The 14,452-nt window shown below is 72.8% G+C and carries 15 protein-coding genes; 1 reads left to right on the top strand and 14 read right to left on the bottom strand.

Features of this window, described 5'->3' with window-relative positions; translation table 11 throughout:
• Positions 1 to 39 precede the first annotated feature (39 nt).
• The 14 genes from JUB10_RS13815 to JUB10_RS14960 form a co-directional block, all read right to left on the bottom strand.
• On the bottom strand, positions 40 to 1,137 hold the full coding sequence (locus tag JUB10_RS13815) for a prephenate dehydrogenase (protein WP_207457872.1): 1,098 nt from the start codon (positions 1,135 to 1,137) through the stop codon (positions 40 to 42).
• Positions 1,134 to 1,934 (bottom strand): pseudouridine synthase, encoded by an 801-nt coding sequence (locus JUB10_RS13810; RefSeq protein WP_207457683.1) that lies wholly within the window; start codon positions 1,932 to 1,934, stop codon positions 1,134 to 1,136. Before JUB10_RS13810 ends, JUB10_RS13815 begins: the two co-directional genes overlap by 4 nt.
• Positions 1,921 to 2,523, bottom strand: a complete 603-nt coding sequence (scpB, locus tag JUB10_RS13805) for an SMC-Scp complex subunit ScpB (RefSeq protein ID WP_207457681.1) — start codon at positions 2,521 to 2,523, stop codon at positions 1,921 to 1,923. Before scpB ends, JUB10_RS13810 begins: the two co-directional genes overlap by 14 nt.
• A complete protein-coding gene (locus tag JUB10_RS13800; RefSeq protein WP_307859239.1) occupies positions 2,513 to 3,340 on the bottom strand; it encodes a segregation and condensation protein A in 828 nt (275 codons plus the stop codon). The genes scpB and JUB10_RS13800 overlap by 11 nt, the downstream gene beginning before the upstream one ends.
• The gene (locus tag JUB10_RS13795) at positions 3,324 to 4,187 is read right to left on the bottom strand and encodes a ParA family protein (protein ID WP_207457871.1); all 864 of its coding nucleotides are present in this window, start codon (positions 4,185 to 4,187) and stop codon (positions 3,324 to 3,326) included. The genes JUB10_RS13800 and JUB10_RS13795 overlap by 17 nt, the downstream gene beginning before the upstream one ends.
• An 83-nt stretch (positions 4,188 to 4,270) precedes the next feature.
• Positions 4,271 to 5,224, bottom strand: coding sequence for a site-specific tyrosine recombinase XerD (gene xerD / locus JUB10_RS13790; protein ID WP_207457677.1), 954 nt, complete (start codon positions 5,222 to 5,224; stop codon positions 4,271 to 4,273).
• The gene (locus JUB10_RS13785) at positions 5,221 to 5,871 is read right to left on the bottom strand and encodes an NUDIX domain-containing protein (RefSeq protein WP_207457675.1); all 651 of its coding nucleotides are present in this window, start codon (positions 5,869 to 5,871) and stop codon (positions 5,221 to 5,223) included. The genes xerD and JUB10_RS13785 overlap by 4 nt, the downstream gene beginning before the upstream one ends.
• Positions 5,864 to 7,525: a CTP synthase gene (locus JUB10_RS13780; RefSeq protein ID WP_207457673.1), complete on the bottom strand. Its 1,662-nt coding sequence runs from the start codon at positions 7,523 to 7,525 to the stop codon at positions 5,864 to 5,866. The genes JUB10_RS13785 and JUB10_RS13780 overlap by 8 nt, the downstream gene beginning before the upstream one ends.
• Positions 7,526 to 7,577: 52 nt before the next feature.
• On the bottom strand, positions 7,578 to 9,302 hold the full coding sequence (gene recN / locus JUB10_RS13775; protein ID WP_207457671.1) for a DNA repair protein RecN: 1,725 nt from the start codon (positions 9,300 to 9,302) through the stop codon (positions 7,578 to 7,580).
• Positions 9,299 to 10,219, bottom strand: coding sequence for an NAD kinase (locus tag JUB10_RS13770; RefSeq protein WP_207457669.1), 921 nt, complete (start codon positions 10,217 to 10,219; stop codon positions 9,299 to 9,301). The genes recN and JUB10_RS13770 overlap by 4 nt, the downstream gene beginning before the upstream one ends.
• A 4-nt stretch (positions 10,220 to 10,223) precedes the next feature.
• A complete protein-coding gene (locus JUB10_RS13765) occupies positions 10,224 to 11,021 on the bottom strand; it encodes a TlyA family RNA methyltransferase (RefSeq protein ID WP_207457667.1) in 798 nt (265 codons plus the stop codon).
• Positions 11,018 to 11,176: a hypothetical protein gene (locus JUB10_RS13760; protein WP_207457665.1), complete on the bottom strand. Its 159-nt coding sequence runs from the start codon at positions 11,174 to 11,176 to the stop codon at positions 11,018 to 11,020. Before JUB10_RS13760 ends, JUB10_RS13765 begins: the two co-directional genes overlap by 4 nt.
• 23 nt (positions 11,177 to 11,199) lie before the next feature.
• Positions 11,200 to 12,201 carry an HAD-IIA family hydrolase gene (locus JUB10_RS13755; RefSeq protein ID WP_207457663.1) on the bottom strand — a complete coding sequence of 334 codons (1,002 nt, stop codon included), beginning with the start codon at positions 12,199 to 12,201 and terminating at the stop codon, positions 11,200 to 11,202.
• On the bottom strand, positions 12,198 to 13,286 hold the full coding sequence (locus tag JUB10_RS14960) for a tetratricopeptide repeat protein (RefSeq protein WP_278250383.1): 1,089 nt from the start codon (positions 13,284 to 13,286) through the stop codon (positions 12,198 to 12,200). Before JUB10_RS14960 ends, JUB10_RS13755 begins: the two co-directional genes overlap by 4 nt.
• Between JUB10_RS14960 and JUB10_RS13745 the strand changes: the two genes are divergently transcribed.
• Positions 13,194 to 14,390, top strand: coding sequence for a hypothetical protein (locus tag JUB10_RS13745; protein ID WP_207457661.1), 1,197 nt, complete (start codon positions 13,194 to 13,196; stop codon positions 14,388 to 14,390). The two genes, JUB10_RS14960 and JUB10_RS13745, sit on opposite strands and share 93 nt — an antisense overlap.
• The last annotated feature ends 62 nt before the right edge of the window (positions 14,391 to 14,452 follow it).

Here is a 14,452-nt window from a genome sequence, read left to right as displayed (position 1 = left end):
CCGTTCGTGCCGGGGAGAACGCCCCGTGCGTCATCGTCGTCACTGCCATGCCTCTGCGATCTTCCAGCCGCGGGACGTGAGTTCGGCGAGCAGCCGCGGCTCCGTCTCCGGCAGCACCGAGATCTCGGCGAGCCCGACCGGGGCGCCCGGGGAGTGCTCGAGCCGGATCTCCTCCATGTTGACCCCGACGTCGCCGATGTCGGTGAGCAGCCGCGCGAGCTCGCCCGGGCGGTCGTCGACGAGCACGACGAGCTGGCTGAAGCGGCGGTCCTGCCCGTGCTTGCCGGGGATGCGGGCGACGCCCGCGTTCCCGCCGGCGAGGGTCTCGGCGATGCCGCGCCGCGACCCGGCGGCGTCGGGCTCGGCGACGAGGGCGAGCACCGCGTCGAGGTCGTCGCGGAACGCGCGGAGCACCTCGGTAACCGCGGGGGCGTTGGCCGAGAGGATCTGCACCCACAGCGCGGGGTCGCTCGCGGCGATGCGGGTCGTGTCGCGCAAGCCGCCGCCCGCGAGCCCGAGCGCCGCGGCGGGCGCGTCGATCAGCCGGCGGGCGAGCAGACTCGAGACCACCTGCGGCACGTGCGAGACGAGGGCGACGGATGCGTCGTGCTCCTCCGCCGACATCGTGACGGGCACGGCCTCGAGGTCGAGCGCGAGGTCCTCGACGAGCGCGAGCGCCGCGGGGTCGAGCGCCTCGTGCGGGGTGATGACCCAGGGTCGGCCGACGAAGAGGTCGCTGCGGGCGGCGATGGCTCCCCCGCGCTCGCGACCGGCGAGCGGATGGGAGCCGAGGTAGCGGGCGAGATCGGCGCCGAGCGCGCGGAGCTCGCTGAGCGGCAGCGCCTTGACGCTCGCGACGTCGGTGACGACCGCGGTAGGGAACGCCGCCAGCTCGGCGGCGACGACGCGCGCCGTGACATCCGGCGGCACCGCGACGACGACGAGGTCGGGCACGTCCTGCTCGGTGGCGGGGCGGCCGGCGCCGTAGTCGGCGGCGAGGGTCAGCGCGGCCGGGCTCGCGTCGGCGAGCACGACGTCGACGCCGCGCGCGCGCAGTGCGAGGCCGGCACTCGTGCCGAGGAGCCCCGTTCCGACGATGCGCACGCGCCCGGTGAGTCGCGGTGCGGGCACGGTCAGCCTCCTGCTCGCCTCGGCCTGGTCGATCGGGCCGTCTTTCCTCCTGCGGTCTCGCCGCCGGAGCGCGCGATCTCCAGCAGACGGCCGACCTCTACCTTAGTCAGGTCGCGTGCGCGCCCGACCGGGAGGGTGCCGAGGTGCAGCGGTCCGAACTGGCGCCGCACGAGCTCCTGCACGGGGTGGCCGACGGCGGCCATCATGCGGCGGACGATGCGGTTGCGGCCCGAGTGCAGCACGAGCTCGAGCTGCGTGCGCCCGCCGACCTCGCCGAGCACGCGGGCCTTGTCGGCGGCGATCGGGCCGTCCTCGAGCTCGATGCCCTGGGTCAGCTGCCGGACCGTCGCCTGGGTCACCCGCCCGTCGACGAGCGCAACATAGGTCTTCGTGACGCCGAAGGACGGGTGCGCGAGCACGTGAGCGAGCTCCCCGTCGTTGGTCAGCACGAGCAGGCCGCTCGTCTCGGCGTCGAGCCGGCCGACGTTGAACAGCCGCTCCTCGTACTGGTCGGTCCAGCGGCGGAGGTCCGGGCGGCCGCGCTCGTCGGACATCGAGCTGACGACGCCGGTGGGCTTGTTGAGCATGACGTAGCGGCGGCTCGTGTCGAGCTGCACCGGCACGCCGTCGACGGTGACCTGGTCGGCGACGGGGTCGACGCGCACCCCGAGCTCGGTCACGATCCTGCCGTTGACGCTGACGCGACCGGCCGCGATGAGGTCCTCGGAGACGCGGCGGCTCGCGACCCCGGCGGCGGCCATGAGCTTCTGCAGCCGCACTCCCTCGGCGTCAGGCAAGGTCATCGAAGCCCTCCGTGCCGTCGGGCAGCAGCGGGGAGATCTGCGGCAGCTGGTCGAGCGAGGAGATGCCGAGGTGCACGAGCAGCTCGTCGGTCGTCGCGTAGTGGATGGCGCCCGTGTCGGGGTCGGTGAACGCCTCGGTGATGAGGCCGCGACCGAGCAGCGTGCGCACGACGCTGTCGACGTTCACGGCGCGGATCGCGGCGATCGCGCCGCGGGTGATGGGTTGCTTGTAGGCGATGACCGCGAGCGTCTCGAGAGCGGCCTGCGAGAGCCTCGCGGGGGTCTGCACCTGCACGTGCTGCTGCACGACGGCGTCGTAGTCCGCGCGCACGTAGAAGCGCCACCCGCCGCCGACCTCGCGCAGCTCGAAGCCGCGGCGCGGGCCGCCGGCCTCGCCGTCGTAGTCGGCGACGAGGCGCGCGATCGCCGCGCGCACCTCGGCGACCGGACGGTCGAGGGTCGAGGCGACGGCGACGGTGCTGAGGGGCGCGTCGGCGACGAAGAGGAGGGCCTCGACGCCGCGATCGAGGTCGACGAGGGAGACGGGCGCGGTGGCATCCGTCTCGGTGGTCGTCACGTCAGTTGTCATAGTCCGCTCCCAGCGCGGCGAGGTTCTCGTCCGACCAGGTCTCGGCCGACCAGCGTACCGTCAGCTCGCCGAGCGGCTCGACCTGCTCGAACGAGACGGCGGCGTGCCGGTAGAGCTCGAGCACCGCGAGGAACCGGGCGACGACGACGCCCTTGAGCTCGGCGCCGGCGGCGAGCTGGCGGAAGGTCAGCGGCTCGCCACCGCGCAGCAGCGCGACGACGTGCGCCGCCTGCTCACGGATCGACACGAGCGGGGCGTGCAGGTGGTCGAGCCCGACGGTCGGCACCTCGCGCGGCGTGAACGCGAGCAGCGCGAGGGCGGCGAAGTCGTCGGCGGAGAGACTCCAGACGAGCTCGGGCGCCTGCTGCCGGTACTTCTCCTCCAGCCGCACGGACCGCGGATGCCGCGCGGCCTCGCTGTCGAGGTGCTCGGCGAACCACGCGCTCGCCTGTTTGAAGGCGCGGTACTGCAGCAGGCGGGCGAACAGCAGGTCCCGCGCCTCGAGCAGCGCGACGTCCTCCGCGTCGACGAGCTCGCCCTGCGGCAGGAGCCCGGCGATCTTGAGGTCGAGCAGGGTCGCCGCGACGACGAGGAACTCGCTCGCACGGTCGAGCTCCTCCTTCGAGTCGAGCCCGCGGAGGTAGGAGAGGAACTCGTCGGTGACGGCGCTGAGCGAGACATCCGTGATGTCGAGCTCGTGCTTGTTGATCAGCGAGAGGAGCAGATCGAACGGGCCGTCGAAGACGTCGAGACTGACGGTGAAGCCGGGCGCGGCCGGCGGGACCTCCTGCTCGACGGCCCTAGGCGACGGCGCCACGGGCGACGAGCTCGCGCGCGAGCTGACGGTACGCGTGGGCGGCGTTGTGCTCGGGCGCGTACTGCGTGATCGGCAGCCCCGCGACGCTCGCATCGGGGAACTTCACCGTGCGGGTGATGACGGTGTCGAGCACGTCGTCGCCGAACGCGTCGACGACCCGCTCCATGACCTCGCGGCTGTGCAGCGTGCGCGCGTCGTACATCGTCGCGACGATGCCGTCGAGCTCGATGGCCGGGTTGAGCCGGTCACGCACCTTGTCGACGGTCTCGACGAGGAGGGCGACGCCGCGGAGGGCGAAGTACTCGCAGGCGAGCGGGATGACGACGCCGTGCGCGGCGGTGAGCGCGTTGACGGTCAGCAGCCCGAGACTCGGCTGGCAGTCGACGATGATCACGTCGTAGTCGGGTGCGACCTTGCGCAGGATGCGCGCGAGGATCTGCTCGCGGGCGACCTCGCCGATGAGGTGCACCTCCGCGGCGGAGAGGTCGATGTTCGCGGGGATGACGTCGAGGTTCTCGATCCGGGTCTTCTGGATCGCCTCGTGCGGGTCCTTGATGTTGCCGAGCATCAGGTCGTAGATGGTCGGCACGTCGAACGCCGGCACGCCGAGGCCCGTCGAGAGGGCGCCCTGCGGGTCGAAGTCGACCGCGAGCACCTTGCGCCCGTACTCGGCGAACGCGGCGCCGAGGTTGACCGAGGTCGTCGTCTTGCCGACGCCGCCCTTCTGGTTGCACATCGCGATGATGTGAGCGGGTCCGTGCGAGGCCAGAGCCTGCGGCTCCGGGAACTCGCGGCGCGGGCGGCCCGTCGGACCGAGGTCCATCGCCTCGTCGAGTGTCGCAGTCATCTCACCCCAGTCCGTCGTCACGCCAGCGAGTCTACGTCCGGCCTTCCGCCCAGCCCGGGTCATCCGCGGCGTGGCGTGGCGCGTCAGCCTCTCGCGCGCGGATGCGAGGTGGTATAGACGTCGCGCAGCGCGTCGGCCGTGACGAGCGTGTAGATCTGCGTCGTCGCGACGGACGAGTGACCGAGCAGCTCCTGCACGACGCGCACGTCCGCGCCGCCGGCGAGCAGGTGCGTCGCGAACGAGTGCCGAAACGTGTGCGGTGAGACGTGCCCGTCGAGCTTCGCGGCCGCCGCGATCTCCTGGATGCGCAGCCACGCGTTCTGCCGCGACAGCCGGCCGCCGCGCATCCCGAGCAGCAGCGCCGGTGTCGAGGGCCCCTGCAGGGCGAGCATGGGACGCGCGCGCACGAGGTAGGTCTCGAGCGCGTCGCGAGCGTACGACCCGATCGGCACGATGCGCTGCTTGTTTCCCTTGCCGGTGAGGCGCACGAGGTCGCTCGCGCGGCCGTCGTCGCCGAGCACGTCGTCGACGTCGAGCGAGACGGCTTCGGTGACGCGCGCACCGGTGGCGTAGAGCAGTTCGAGCAGGGCGCGGTCGCGCAGCTGCTGCGGGTCCTCTCCCCCGGCCGCCTCGAGCAGCGCGGTCATCTGCTCGATGCTGATCGCCTTGGGCAGCCGGCTCGGCAGCTTGGGCGGGCGCACCTCGGCCGCGGCATCCGCCTCGACCTCGCCCTCGGCGAGCAGGAAGCGGTGGAACGCGCGCACCGACGAGAGCATCCGCGCCACCGAGGTGGCGCTCAGCGGGGTCTCGCGGCTGCGCAGCGCCGTGACGAAGCCCGTGACGTGCTCCCGGCGGATGTCGCGGGCGGAGTCGATCCCGTCCGCGGCGAGCATCTCGAGGTACACGCCGAGGTCGCGGCGGTACGCGGCCACGGTGTTGGCGCTCAGCCCGCGCTCGATCGCGACGTGGCGGAGATAGCGGTCGACCGACCGCGCGAGCGCGGATACGCGCGCCGGCGCATCCGCGACCTCGCTCATGCCGTCTTCGTGCTCCAGCGGTCGCGGCTCGCGTGTGCGGCGAGGGCGCCCATCAGCAGTCCGCTGTTGCGCAGCCGGCCCGCGAGGGCGGCGGCCACGACGTCGTCGAGGGCGGCCCAGCGCTTGACGATGTCGGCCTCCTCGTCGACGCGCTCGAACTGCTCCGTCGGCGTGAGCCCACGGGCGAGGTAGATCCGGATGAGCTCGTTGCTGCCGCCGGAGGTCGAGTGGTACTCGATGAGCGGCTCGAGGGTCTCGGCCTCGAGGTCGGCCTCCTCCGCGAGCTCGCGGCGGGCGGCATCCATCGGGTCCTCGCCCTGCACGTCGAGGAGGCCCGCGGGCAGCTCCCAGTCGCGCTCGCGGATCGGGTGACGGTACTGCTGGATGAGCAGCACGCGGTCGTCGTCGTCGATCGCCAGCACGATGACCGCGCCGGTGTGGTCGACGAAGTCACGCGTGATCGTCTGGCCGTTGTACTCGAAGTCCTCGCTGACGACGTCCCAGACGCGGCCCTCGAAGACCTTCTCGCGGCTCAGCACCGTCGGCTCGAACGGCTCGTCGCGCAGGTCGGCGAGCGTCGCGAGCTCCCGCTCGTCGGGTGTCGAGTGGCCGGGGGTCGCGTGCCCGGGTGCGGTCGACTCAGGCATCCGCGGGCTCCGCCACCTCGAAGAGACGGCTGGAGCGCTGGCGGTCGAGCGCCGCGCCGACGAGACCCTTGAACAGCGGGTGCGCGTGGTTCGGGCGCGAGCGCAGCTCGGGGTGGGCCTGCGTGCCGACGTAGTACGGGTGCACGTCGCGGGGCAGCTCGACGAACTCGACGAGGGTGCCGTCGGGCGAGGTGCCCGAGAACTTCAGCCCCGCCTCGGCGATCTGCTTGCGGTAGTGGTTGTTCACCTCGTAGCGGTGGCGGTGGCGCTCGGAGATGTCGGTCGAGCCGTACACCTCGGCGACGATCGAGCCCTGCTCGAGCGCGGCCGGGTACATGCCGAGCCGCATCGTGCCGCCGAGGTCGCCCGCGGCGATGATGTCGACCTGCTCCGCCATCGTCGCGATGACCGGGAACTCGGTGTCGGGGTCGAACTCGCTCGACGAGGCACCGGGCAGGTCGGCCTTGTTGCGGGCGTACTCGATGACCATGCACTGCAGGCCGAGGCACAGCCCGAGCGCGGGGATTCCGTTCTCGCGGGCGAAGCGCAGCGCGCCGAGCTTGCCCTCGATGCCGCGCACGCCGAAGCCGCCGGGGATGCAGATGCCGTCGACGTCGCCGAGCAGGCGCGCGGCACCCTCGGGCGTCTCGCACTCGTCGGAGGCGACCCAGCGCAGCTTCACCCGGGTGCCGTGGGCGAACCCGCCGGCCTTGAGCGCCTCGGTGACCGAGAGGTACGCGTCGGGAAGGTCGATGTACTTGCCGACGAGCGCGATCGTGACCTCGTGCTTGGGGTCGTGCACCGCGTCGAGGATGCCCTGCCAGCCCGACCAGTCGACCTCGTCGGCCTGCAGGCCGAGCGCGGAGATGAGGTAGGCGTCGAGGCCCTGGCGGTGCAGCATCGACGGGATGTCGTAGATGCTCGGCACGTCGACGGCGTTCACCACGGCGTCCTCGTCGACGTCGCACATGAGGGCGATCTTGCGGCGGTTGGAGTCGGAGACCGGCCGGTCGCTGCGCAGCACGAGCGCGTCGGGCTGGATGCCGATCGAGCGCAGGGCCGCGACCGAGTGCTGCGTCGGCTTGGTCTTCTGCTCGCCGGAGGCGTTCATGAACGGCACGAGCGAGACGTGCACGAAGAACACGTTGCGCCGGCCGAGCTCGTGACGCACCTGACGCGCGGCCTCGATGAAGGGCTGGCTCTCGATGTCGCCGACCGTGCCGCCGATCTCGGTGATGATCACGTCGGGCTGCGGCTCGCTCGTCGCCTGCAGGCGCATGCGGCGCTTGATCTCGTCGGTGATGTGCGGGATGACCTGCACGGTGTCGCCGAGGTACTCGCCGCGGCGCTCCTTAGCGATGACCGAGGAGTAGATCTGGCCCGTCGTGACGTTGGCCGCCTCGCTCAGGTCGATGTTGAGGAAGCGCTCGTAGTGACCGATGTCGAGGTCGGTCTCGGCGCCGTCGTCGGTCACGAAGACCTCGCCGTGCTGGAACGGGTTCATCGTTCCCGGGTCGACGTTGAGATAAGGGTCGAGCTTCTGCATCACGACGCGCAGACCGCGCGCTGTGAGGAGATTGCCGAGGCTAGCGGCCGTGAGCCCCTTGCCGAGGGAGGAGACGACCCCTCCCGTGACGAAGATGTGCTTCGTCACCCGTTCCGAACCGCCTGAGGAATCTCTATCCGCCACGGGCTTCCATCCTATGTCAGAAGGAGCGGCCGGATGTCGCCGCGCGCGCCGTGTCGAGCAGTTCGCGTGCGTGGGCGAGGCCGCTCGCCGAGTCGGGCATGCCGCTGAGCAGCCGCGCCATCTCGGCGACCCGCTCCTCACCGGTGAGCTGCTGCACGTCGGAGGCGGTGACCTCTCCCCCGGCGTCCTTGACCACGCGGAGGTGGTTGGTCGCGAACGCGGCGACCTGGGCGAGGTGCGTGACGACGATGACCTGCGCCGTCTCGGCGAGGCGGGCGAGGCGGCGTCCGATCTCGGTCGCGGAGGCGCCGCCGACGCCGGCGTCGACCTCGTCGAAGACGAACGTCGGCACGGGGTCGGTCGCCGCGATGACGACCTCGAGCGCGAGCATCACGCGCGAGAGTTCGCCGCCGGAGGCGCCCTTGCCGAGCGGCCGGGGCTCGGCGCCGGAGTGCGGCTGCAGCAGGAGCGACACCTGGTCGCGGCCGGCGGCCGTGAGCTCGTCGCGCTCGGTCACCTCGACCACGAGCCGGGCGCCGCCCATCGCGAGGGCGGCGAGCTCGGCGGTCACGCTCTCGGAGAGGCGCTCGGCCGCGTCGCGGCGCGCCGCGGTCAGGCGCGTGGCGAGGTCCTCGAGCCGGGCGCGGAGACCGTCGACGGACTGCTCGAGGGCGTCGATGCGGTCGCTGTCGCCGGAGAGCTCGAGCAGGCGGGCGCTGCCGGTCTGCAGCCGGTCGAGCACGTCGTCGAGCGTCGGCCCGTGCCGGCGCATCAGCGCGTTCAGCTCGGCGCGGCGCTCCTGCACCGCCTCGAGCTCGTGCCCGGTGTCGGTGTCGAGCCCGGCGAGGTAGCCCGCGAGCTCGGACGAGATCTCGGAGACGAGGATCGACGCGCTGGTGACGTTCTCGACGATCGGGGCGAGCGTGGCGTCCTTCTCGGCCGCGCGGGCCAGCAGCCGGCGGGCGCTCTCGAGCAGGGCCACGACGTCGGCGCCGTCGCCGCCGGACTGCGAGGAGATGAGCTCCTCCGCCTGGCCGGCGGCGAGGCGGAGGTCCTCCACGTTCGCGAGTCGCTCGGCGAGCTCGGTCAGCTCCTCGTCCTCGCCCGGCTTCGGCGCGGCCTTCTCGATCTCGTCCATCGCCCCGGTGAGCTCGGCGGCCTCGCGCTCGCGGGCGTCGCGCTCGGAGACGAGCGTCTCGAGCTCCTCCACGTCGTCCTGCCAGCGCCGGTACAGCACGCCGTACTCCGCGAGGAGGTCGGCGACGTCGCTGCCGGCGTAGCGGTCGAGGGTCTCGCGCTGGGCGGTCGCACTGCGCAGCCGGAGCTGGTCGGATTGGCCGTGCACGACGACGAGCTGCTCGCCGAGCTCGGCGAGGACGCCGACCGGAGCCGAGCGCCCGCCCACCGTGGCGCGGCTGCGCCCCTCCTCCGACAGTGAGCGCGAGAGCAGCAGGAGCGCGCTGCCGTCGCCGTTCTCGTCGACGTCTCCGCCGGCTTCGCGCACGCGCTCGGCGACCGGCCCGTCCGCCGGGACGATCCACTCCCCTTCGACGACGGCGCCGCCGCTGCCGGAGCGCACGACGCCGCTGTCGGCCCTGGCGCCGAGCAGCAGCCCGAGCGCGGAGACGACCATGGTCTTGCCCGCACCGGTCTCACCGGTCACCGCGGTGAAGCCCGGGCCGAGAGGCATCCGGGCGTCGCCGATGACCCCGACGCCGCGGATCGAGATCTGTTCGATCACTCCGGTCCCCGCCAACCGTGCACGGGAAGGGCGAACTTGGCGACCAGCCGGTCGGTGAAGGGACCGCGGCTGAGCCGGGCGAGGCGCACGGGCTCGTCGGAGCTCGTGACCGTGACGCGGGCGCCGCGCGGGAGCTCGCGGGTGCGGCGGCCGTCGCACCAGAGCACGCCCGTGCCCTGCGTGCGGTCGAGCACCTCGACCGCGAACATCGACCGGCGGCTCACGACGAGCGGGCGGGCGAAGAGGGCGTGCGCGCTGAGCGGCACGAGCGTGAGCGCCTCGACCTCGGGCCACACGACCGGTCCCCCGGCCGAGAACGCGTACGCGGTCGAGCCGGTGGGCGTGGCCATGACGATGCCGTCGCAGCCGAACGACGAGAGGGGCCGGCCGTCGACCTCGACGACGACCTCGAGCATGCGCTCGCGGCTCGCCTTCTCGATGGTCGCCTCGTTGAGGGCCCAGGTCGAGTAGACGACCTCCTGCCCGACGTGCACCTCGACGGCGAGCGTCATCCGCTCCTCGACGGTGTACGTGCGGGCGAGGGCGCGCTCGATCGTCAGGTGCAGGTCGTCGCGCTCGCTCTCGGCGAGGAAGCCGACGTGCCCGAGGTTGACGCCGAGGAGCGGCACGGGGGTGCCGCGGATGAGTTCGGCGGCGCGGAGGATCGTGCCGTCGCCGCCGAGGACGACGACGAGTTCGAGGTCGGCGATGGCGACGTCGGCTCCGAGTCGTGCGGCCTCCGGCGCACCGGGCCGCACCTCGTGCAACTCCCGGTAGTCCTCGTCGCGCATCACGGGGGTGACGCCGGCCTTTGTCAGCTCCTCGAGGGCGAGCAGAGCGGCGTCACGCGAGTCGTCGCGGCCGAGGTGCGCCACGACGAGGATGTGGCGCGGCGACGCGCTCTGGTTCTCCTGCAACGGCTCAGCCTCCGGTGATCGCGCCTACGCGGTCCAACCATTCTGTCGGATTGCCGCCTGACACCCGGCTGAGGCGCACGAGGTACTCCCGGTTGCCTTCCGCGCCGGGCAGTGGGGACGACAGGACCCCTGCGGTGCCGAGCCCCAGGTCCCATGCCGCCCACAGCACCTGCTCGACCGCCTCGCGGCGGAGGCCCTCGTTGCGCACGATGCCCTCGCGGATCCCCTCGCGCCCCACCTCGAACTGCGGCTTCACGAGCAGCACGAAGTCGGCCTCCGGCTCCGGCAGCGTCACGATCGCGGGCAGCACGGTGCGGAGTGAGATGAACGACAGGTCGCCGACGACGAGGTCGGCACGGATGTCGCGGCGGGCGGCGCCCTCGAGCGACTCGCGTGTCGCGTAGCGCACGTTGTACCCCTCGACGACGCTCACCCTGTGGTCGCCCGCGATCTCGGGAGCGAGCTGGCCGTGGCCGACGTCCACGGCGACGACGTGCGCGGCGCCGCGCTCGAGCAAGACCTGGGTGAACCCGCCCGTCGAGGCGCCGAGGTCGAGCGCCTCCCGGCTGGCCGGGTCGACGGCGAAGCCGTCCAGCGCGGCGATCAGTTTGTGCGCCGCGCGGCTCACGTAGTGGTCGGCGCCCGCGACGGCGAGCTCCTGCGCCTCGCCGACCTTCGCCGACGCCTTGACCGCCGGTTCCCCGTCGACCGTCACGAGGCCGTCGGCGATGAGCCGGGCGGCGTGCGTGCGGGAGCGCGCGAGCCCGCGCGCCGCGAGCGCGGCATCCAGCCGGTCGCTCACGGGCGCTGGCCGCCACGGCCCACGGCATCCGCTTGCTCGAGCGCCTGCTGGAGCTCGTCGTGCAGGGCGGCGAACGAGGCGGCGCGGGTCTCGAGCGGCTGATCCTCGATCAGGCGCACGCGGGACACGAGGGCGTCGTCGGCGTGGTCGGGCATGGCAGGGAGTGTAGGCGACGGCGTCAGGAGTAGAGCTCGGGCGCGACGTCGAGCGAGTAGATCTTGACCCCGGAGCCCCACACCGCGATGCAGCCGGCACGCAGCCGGTCGATCGGGGACCCGGGCCTGTCGACGCTCACGACGCCCTTGTGCAGCCGCACGACCGCGTCGCCGACGTGCACGAGGCGGGCGCCGGTGGACTGCTCGAGGCTCACGCCGATCTCGGGGTAGGGCTCGTGCAGCCCGCGCAGGTCGTCGACGATGAAGTGCGGGCGGTACTCCTCCTCCGCCGCGAGCACCTGCTTGGCCTGGTCGATCCCGGTGAGCACTAGCAGCGAGGCGAGACCCGCCCGGTTCGCACCGAGGATGTCGGTGTCGAGCCGGTCGCCGATCATGAGGGCGGATGACGCGGAGAACCGCTCGAGCGCCGCCGTGAAGATCGGCACCTCTGGCTTGCCTGCGAACTGCGGCAGGCGGCCGACCGCCGTGTGCACGGCCGACACCAGCGTGCCGTTGCCGGGCGCGGTGCCGCGCTCGAGCGGCAGCGTCCAGTCCTGATTCGTCGCTACCCAAGGGATGCCGCGGTGCAGCGCGAACGCGGCCTCGGCGAGGTCCTTCCAGCCGAGCTCGGGCGAGAAGCCCTGCACGACGGCCGCGGGATCGTCCTCGGCGGACCGGGTGACGACGAAGCCGGCGCCCTCGACCGCGGTGGTGAGGCCCTCGCCGCCGACGACGAGCACCGTCGCGCCGGGCTCGACGAGCTGCTCGAGAAGCACCATCGCGGCCTGGGGTGAGGTCACGACGTCGGTCGGGGTGACCGCGAGGCCGTACCCGGCGAGCTGACCGGCCACCGTCTCGGGGGTACGCGACGCGTTGTTCGTGATGTACCCCACGGGGACGTCACGGTGCGCCTGGTTGAGCGCCTCGACGGCGTGCGGGATCGCGCTCTTGCCGCGGTAGACGACACCGTCGAGGTCCGCGAGGACGAGCTCGACGCCGTCGAGCGGACTGCCCGCGACGATCATCGGGCCTCGTCCTCGTCGCGGTGCTCCGCGGCGGAGGCGTCGTCCGCATCGCCCTCGGTGAGGGTGAGGGCCTGGTCGGCGGGGATAACGTCGGGCTGCGCATCGACCGCGTAGGACAGGTCGTCTGCGTCCTCATCGTCGCCCTCGGCGACGACGAGCAGCTCGTCGGCGTCCAGCACGTCGTCGTCCTCGGCATCCTCGGGGACGTCGAGCAGCCCGTCAGCGTCGAGCGCGTCGTCGTCGGACCCCTCGGCGTCGTCGTCGAACGCGTCGGCGTCGTCGTCGAACCCATCGGCGTCGTGGGCCGCTTCACCCTCGGGCACCTCGAGCTCCTCCTCGACGACCTCGATCGTGTCGTCGTCACCACCGCCGAACGCCTCGGCGGCGATCTCGGCGCGGCGGTACCACTCGGCCGCCTCCTCCTCGCGGCCGAGCTCCTCGAGCACGGTCGCGTAGGCGTCGAACAGGTCGGCGCTCCAGCTGTAGGCGACGTCGGGATCGAGCTGCGGGATCTCGAGCTCGCCGAGAGCGACCTCGGGCTGTCCGAGGTCGAGGCGCGCGCCGGACATCGCGATCGCGAGCTGGACCTGCACGGGCACGGGCAGCTCGGAGCGCGGCACGCTGCGGCCGAGTTCGAGAGCACGGTCGGGGCGGCCGAGGCCGCGCTCGCAGTCGACCATCAGCGGCAGCTGATCGTTGCTCCCGCTGATGCGGCGGTAGGTGCGCAGCTCGCGCAGGGCGAGGGCGTAGTCGCCGACGGCGTAGGCGGTGATCGCGAGCGACTCGCGCACGACGCCGATACGGCCGGCGCGGCGTGCGGCGGAGAGGGCGTGGCGATGCGCCAGCTCGGGGTCCTCCTCGATGAGCGTCGCCGCCATCACGAGGTGCCGGGCGACCCAGTCGGCGTTGTCCTTGCTCAGCGTCTTCAGTTCGGCGCGGGCCTGCCCGTCGAGCTGACGGGCCTGGACGTCCTCGGGGATCTCCGGGTCGTCGTGGCGCGGGCGGATGCTGCGCGGCTGCAGCGACTGCTCGTCGTCGAAGCGGTCACGGCCACCGCGCTCCGGGCGCGCGTCGCGCCCCTGCATCGGCCGGCCACCCCGGGCCGGACGGCCTTCGCCGAACCGACGGCCCTCGCTCGGCGGGATGCGATCGGTGCGGCGGTCGCCACCTTCACGGGCGCCGCCGTAACGCTGACCCCGGTCCTCTCCGTCGCGGGGACGGTAGGGGCGGTCGCCCTCCTCGCGGGGACGGTACGGACGGTCGCCGCCCTCGCGCGGACGGAACGGACGGTCGCCGCCCTCGCCACGGGGACGGAACGGACGGTCGCCCTCCTCACGGGCACGGTACGGACGGTCCCCGCCCTCGCGCGGACGGAACGGGCGGTCGCCGCGGTCCCCACGATTCGGGCGTTCGCCGCTGTCGCCACGCGAACGGAACGGGCGGTCGCCCTCCTCGCGGGGACGGTAAGGCCGGTCACCACGGTCAGGACGCCCGCCACTCTCGCCGCGAGGACGGAACGGGCGATCACCGCGGTCGTTCCCCTCGCCACGCGGACGGTAGGGACGGTCGCCACCACGGTCAGGACGGTCTCCACCCTCGCCACGCGGACGGAACGGCCGGTCGCCACCACGGGCGGGACGCCCGTCACTTTCGCCACCACGCGGACGGAAGGGGCGGTCACCGCGGTCGTTCCCCTCGCCACGCGGACGGTAGGGACGGTCGCCACCACGGTCCGAACGGTCGCCACCCTCGCCACGCGGACGGTACGGACGGTCGCCGCTCTCGTCTCGGCCGCGGAACGGACGGCGCTCACCGTCGGGCCGCTGCCGTCGGTCGCCGTCCTCGCGCCGCTGGTAGGGACGGGCGTCGCCATCCTGGCGCGGACGCCGATCGCCGCCGTCGTCGCGGCGCTGGAAGGGGCGACGGTCGCCGGTGTCGCGGCGCTCCCCGTCGCCACGCTCGCGGGCGGGTCGGTCGTTGTCACGGCGCGGGCGATCGTCCTGGTCGCCGTAGCGGGGACGCGAGGACGAATCGTTGTCGCGGAAGCGCGGAGGGCGCGACTCACGCGGCCGGCCCTTCTCGGGCCCGCCTCGGTCGGGGCGCCCGCCACGGCGTCCGTCGCCGCGGCCGTTCCTGGACTGGTCGTCGCTCATGATCCTCGTCTCGTGGCTGGGTGGTTAAACAGGTGATGCCCACCCTCGTACCCGGTCACCGTCTGTGGTGTCAGGGTACGGGGGTGGGCATCGTGAAG

The organism is Desertivibrio insolitus, assembly GCF_017355965.1.
Classification (GTDB): Bacteria; Actinomycetota; Actinomycetes; order Actinomycetales; family Microbacteriaceae; genus JAFIQW01.
The sequence above is the reverse complement of the archived record's forward strand: the minus strand, read 5'-3'. Positions and strand labels throughout refer to the sequence as shown.

Coding starts and splice junctions, on each gene's coding strand:
- JUB10_RS13785 (WP_207457675.1), bottom strand. CDS start 5,871: ATGCCTGAGTCGACCGCACCCGGGCACGCGACCCCCGGCCACTCGACA.
- JUB10_RS13795 (WP_207457871.1), bottom strand. CDS start 4,187: ATGACTGCGACACTCGACGAGGCGATGGACCTCGGTCCGACGGGCCGC.
- JUB10_RS13755 (WP_207457663.1), bottom strand. CDS start 12,201: ATGATCGTCGCGGGCAGTCCGCTCGACGGCGTCGAGCTCGTCCTCGCG.
- scpB (WP_207457681.1), bottom strand. CDS start 2,523: ATGACAACTGACGTGACGACCACCGAGACGGATGCCACCGCGCCCGTC.
- xerD (WP_207457677.1), bottom strand. CDS start 5,224: ATGAGCGAGGTCGCGGATGCGCCGGCGCGCGTATCCGCGCTCGCGCGG.
- JUB10_RS14960 (WP_278250383.1), bottom strand. CDS start 13,286: ATGCAGGGGCGCGACGCGCGCCCGGAGCGCGGTGGCCGTGACCGCTTC.
- JUB10_RS13810 (WP_207457683.1), bottom strand. CDS start 1,934: ATGACCTTGCCTGACGCCGAGGGAGTGCGGCTGCAGAAGCTCATGGCC.
- JUB10_RS13760 (WP_207457665.1), bottom strand. CDS start 11,176: ATGCCCGACCACGCCGACGACGCCCTCGTGTCCCGCGTGCGCCTGATC.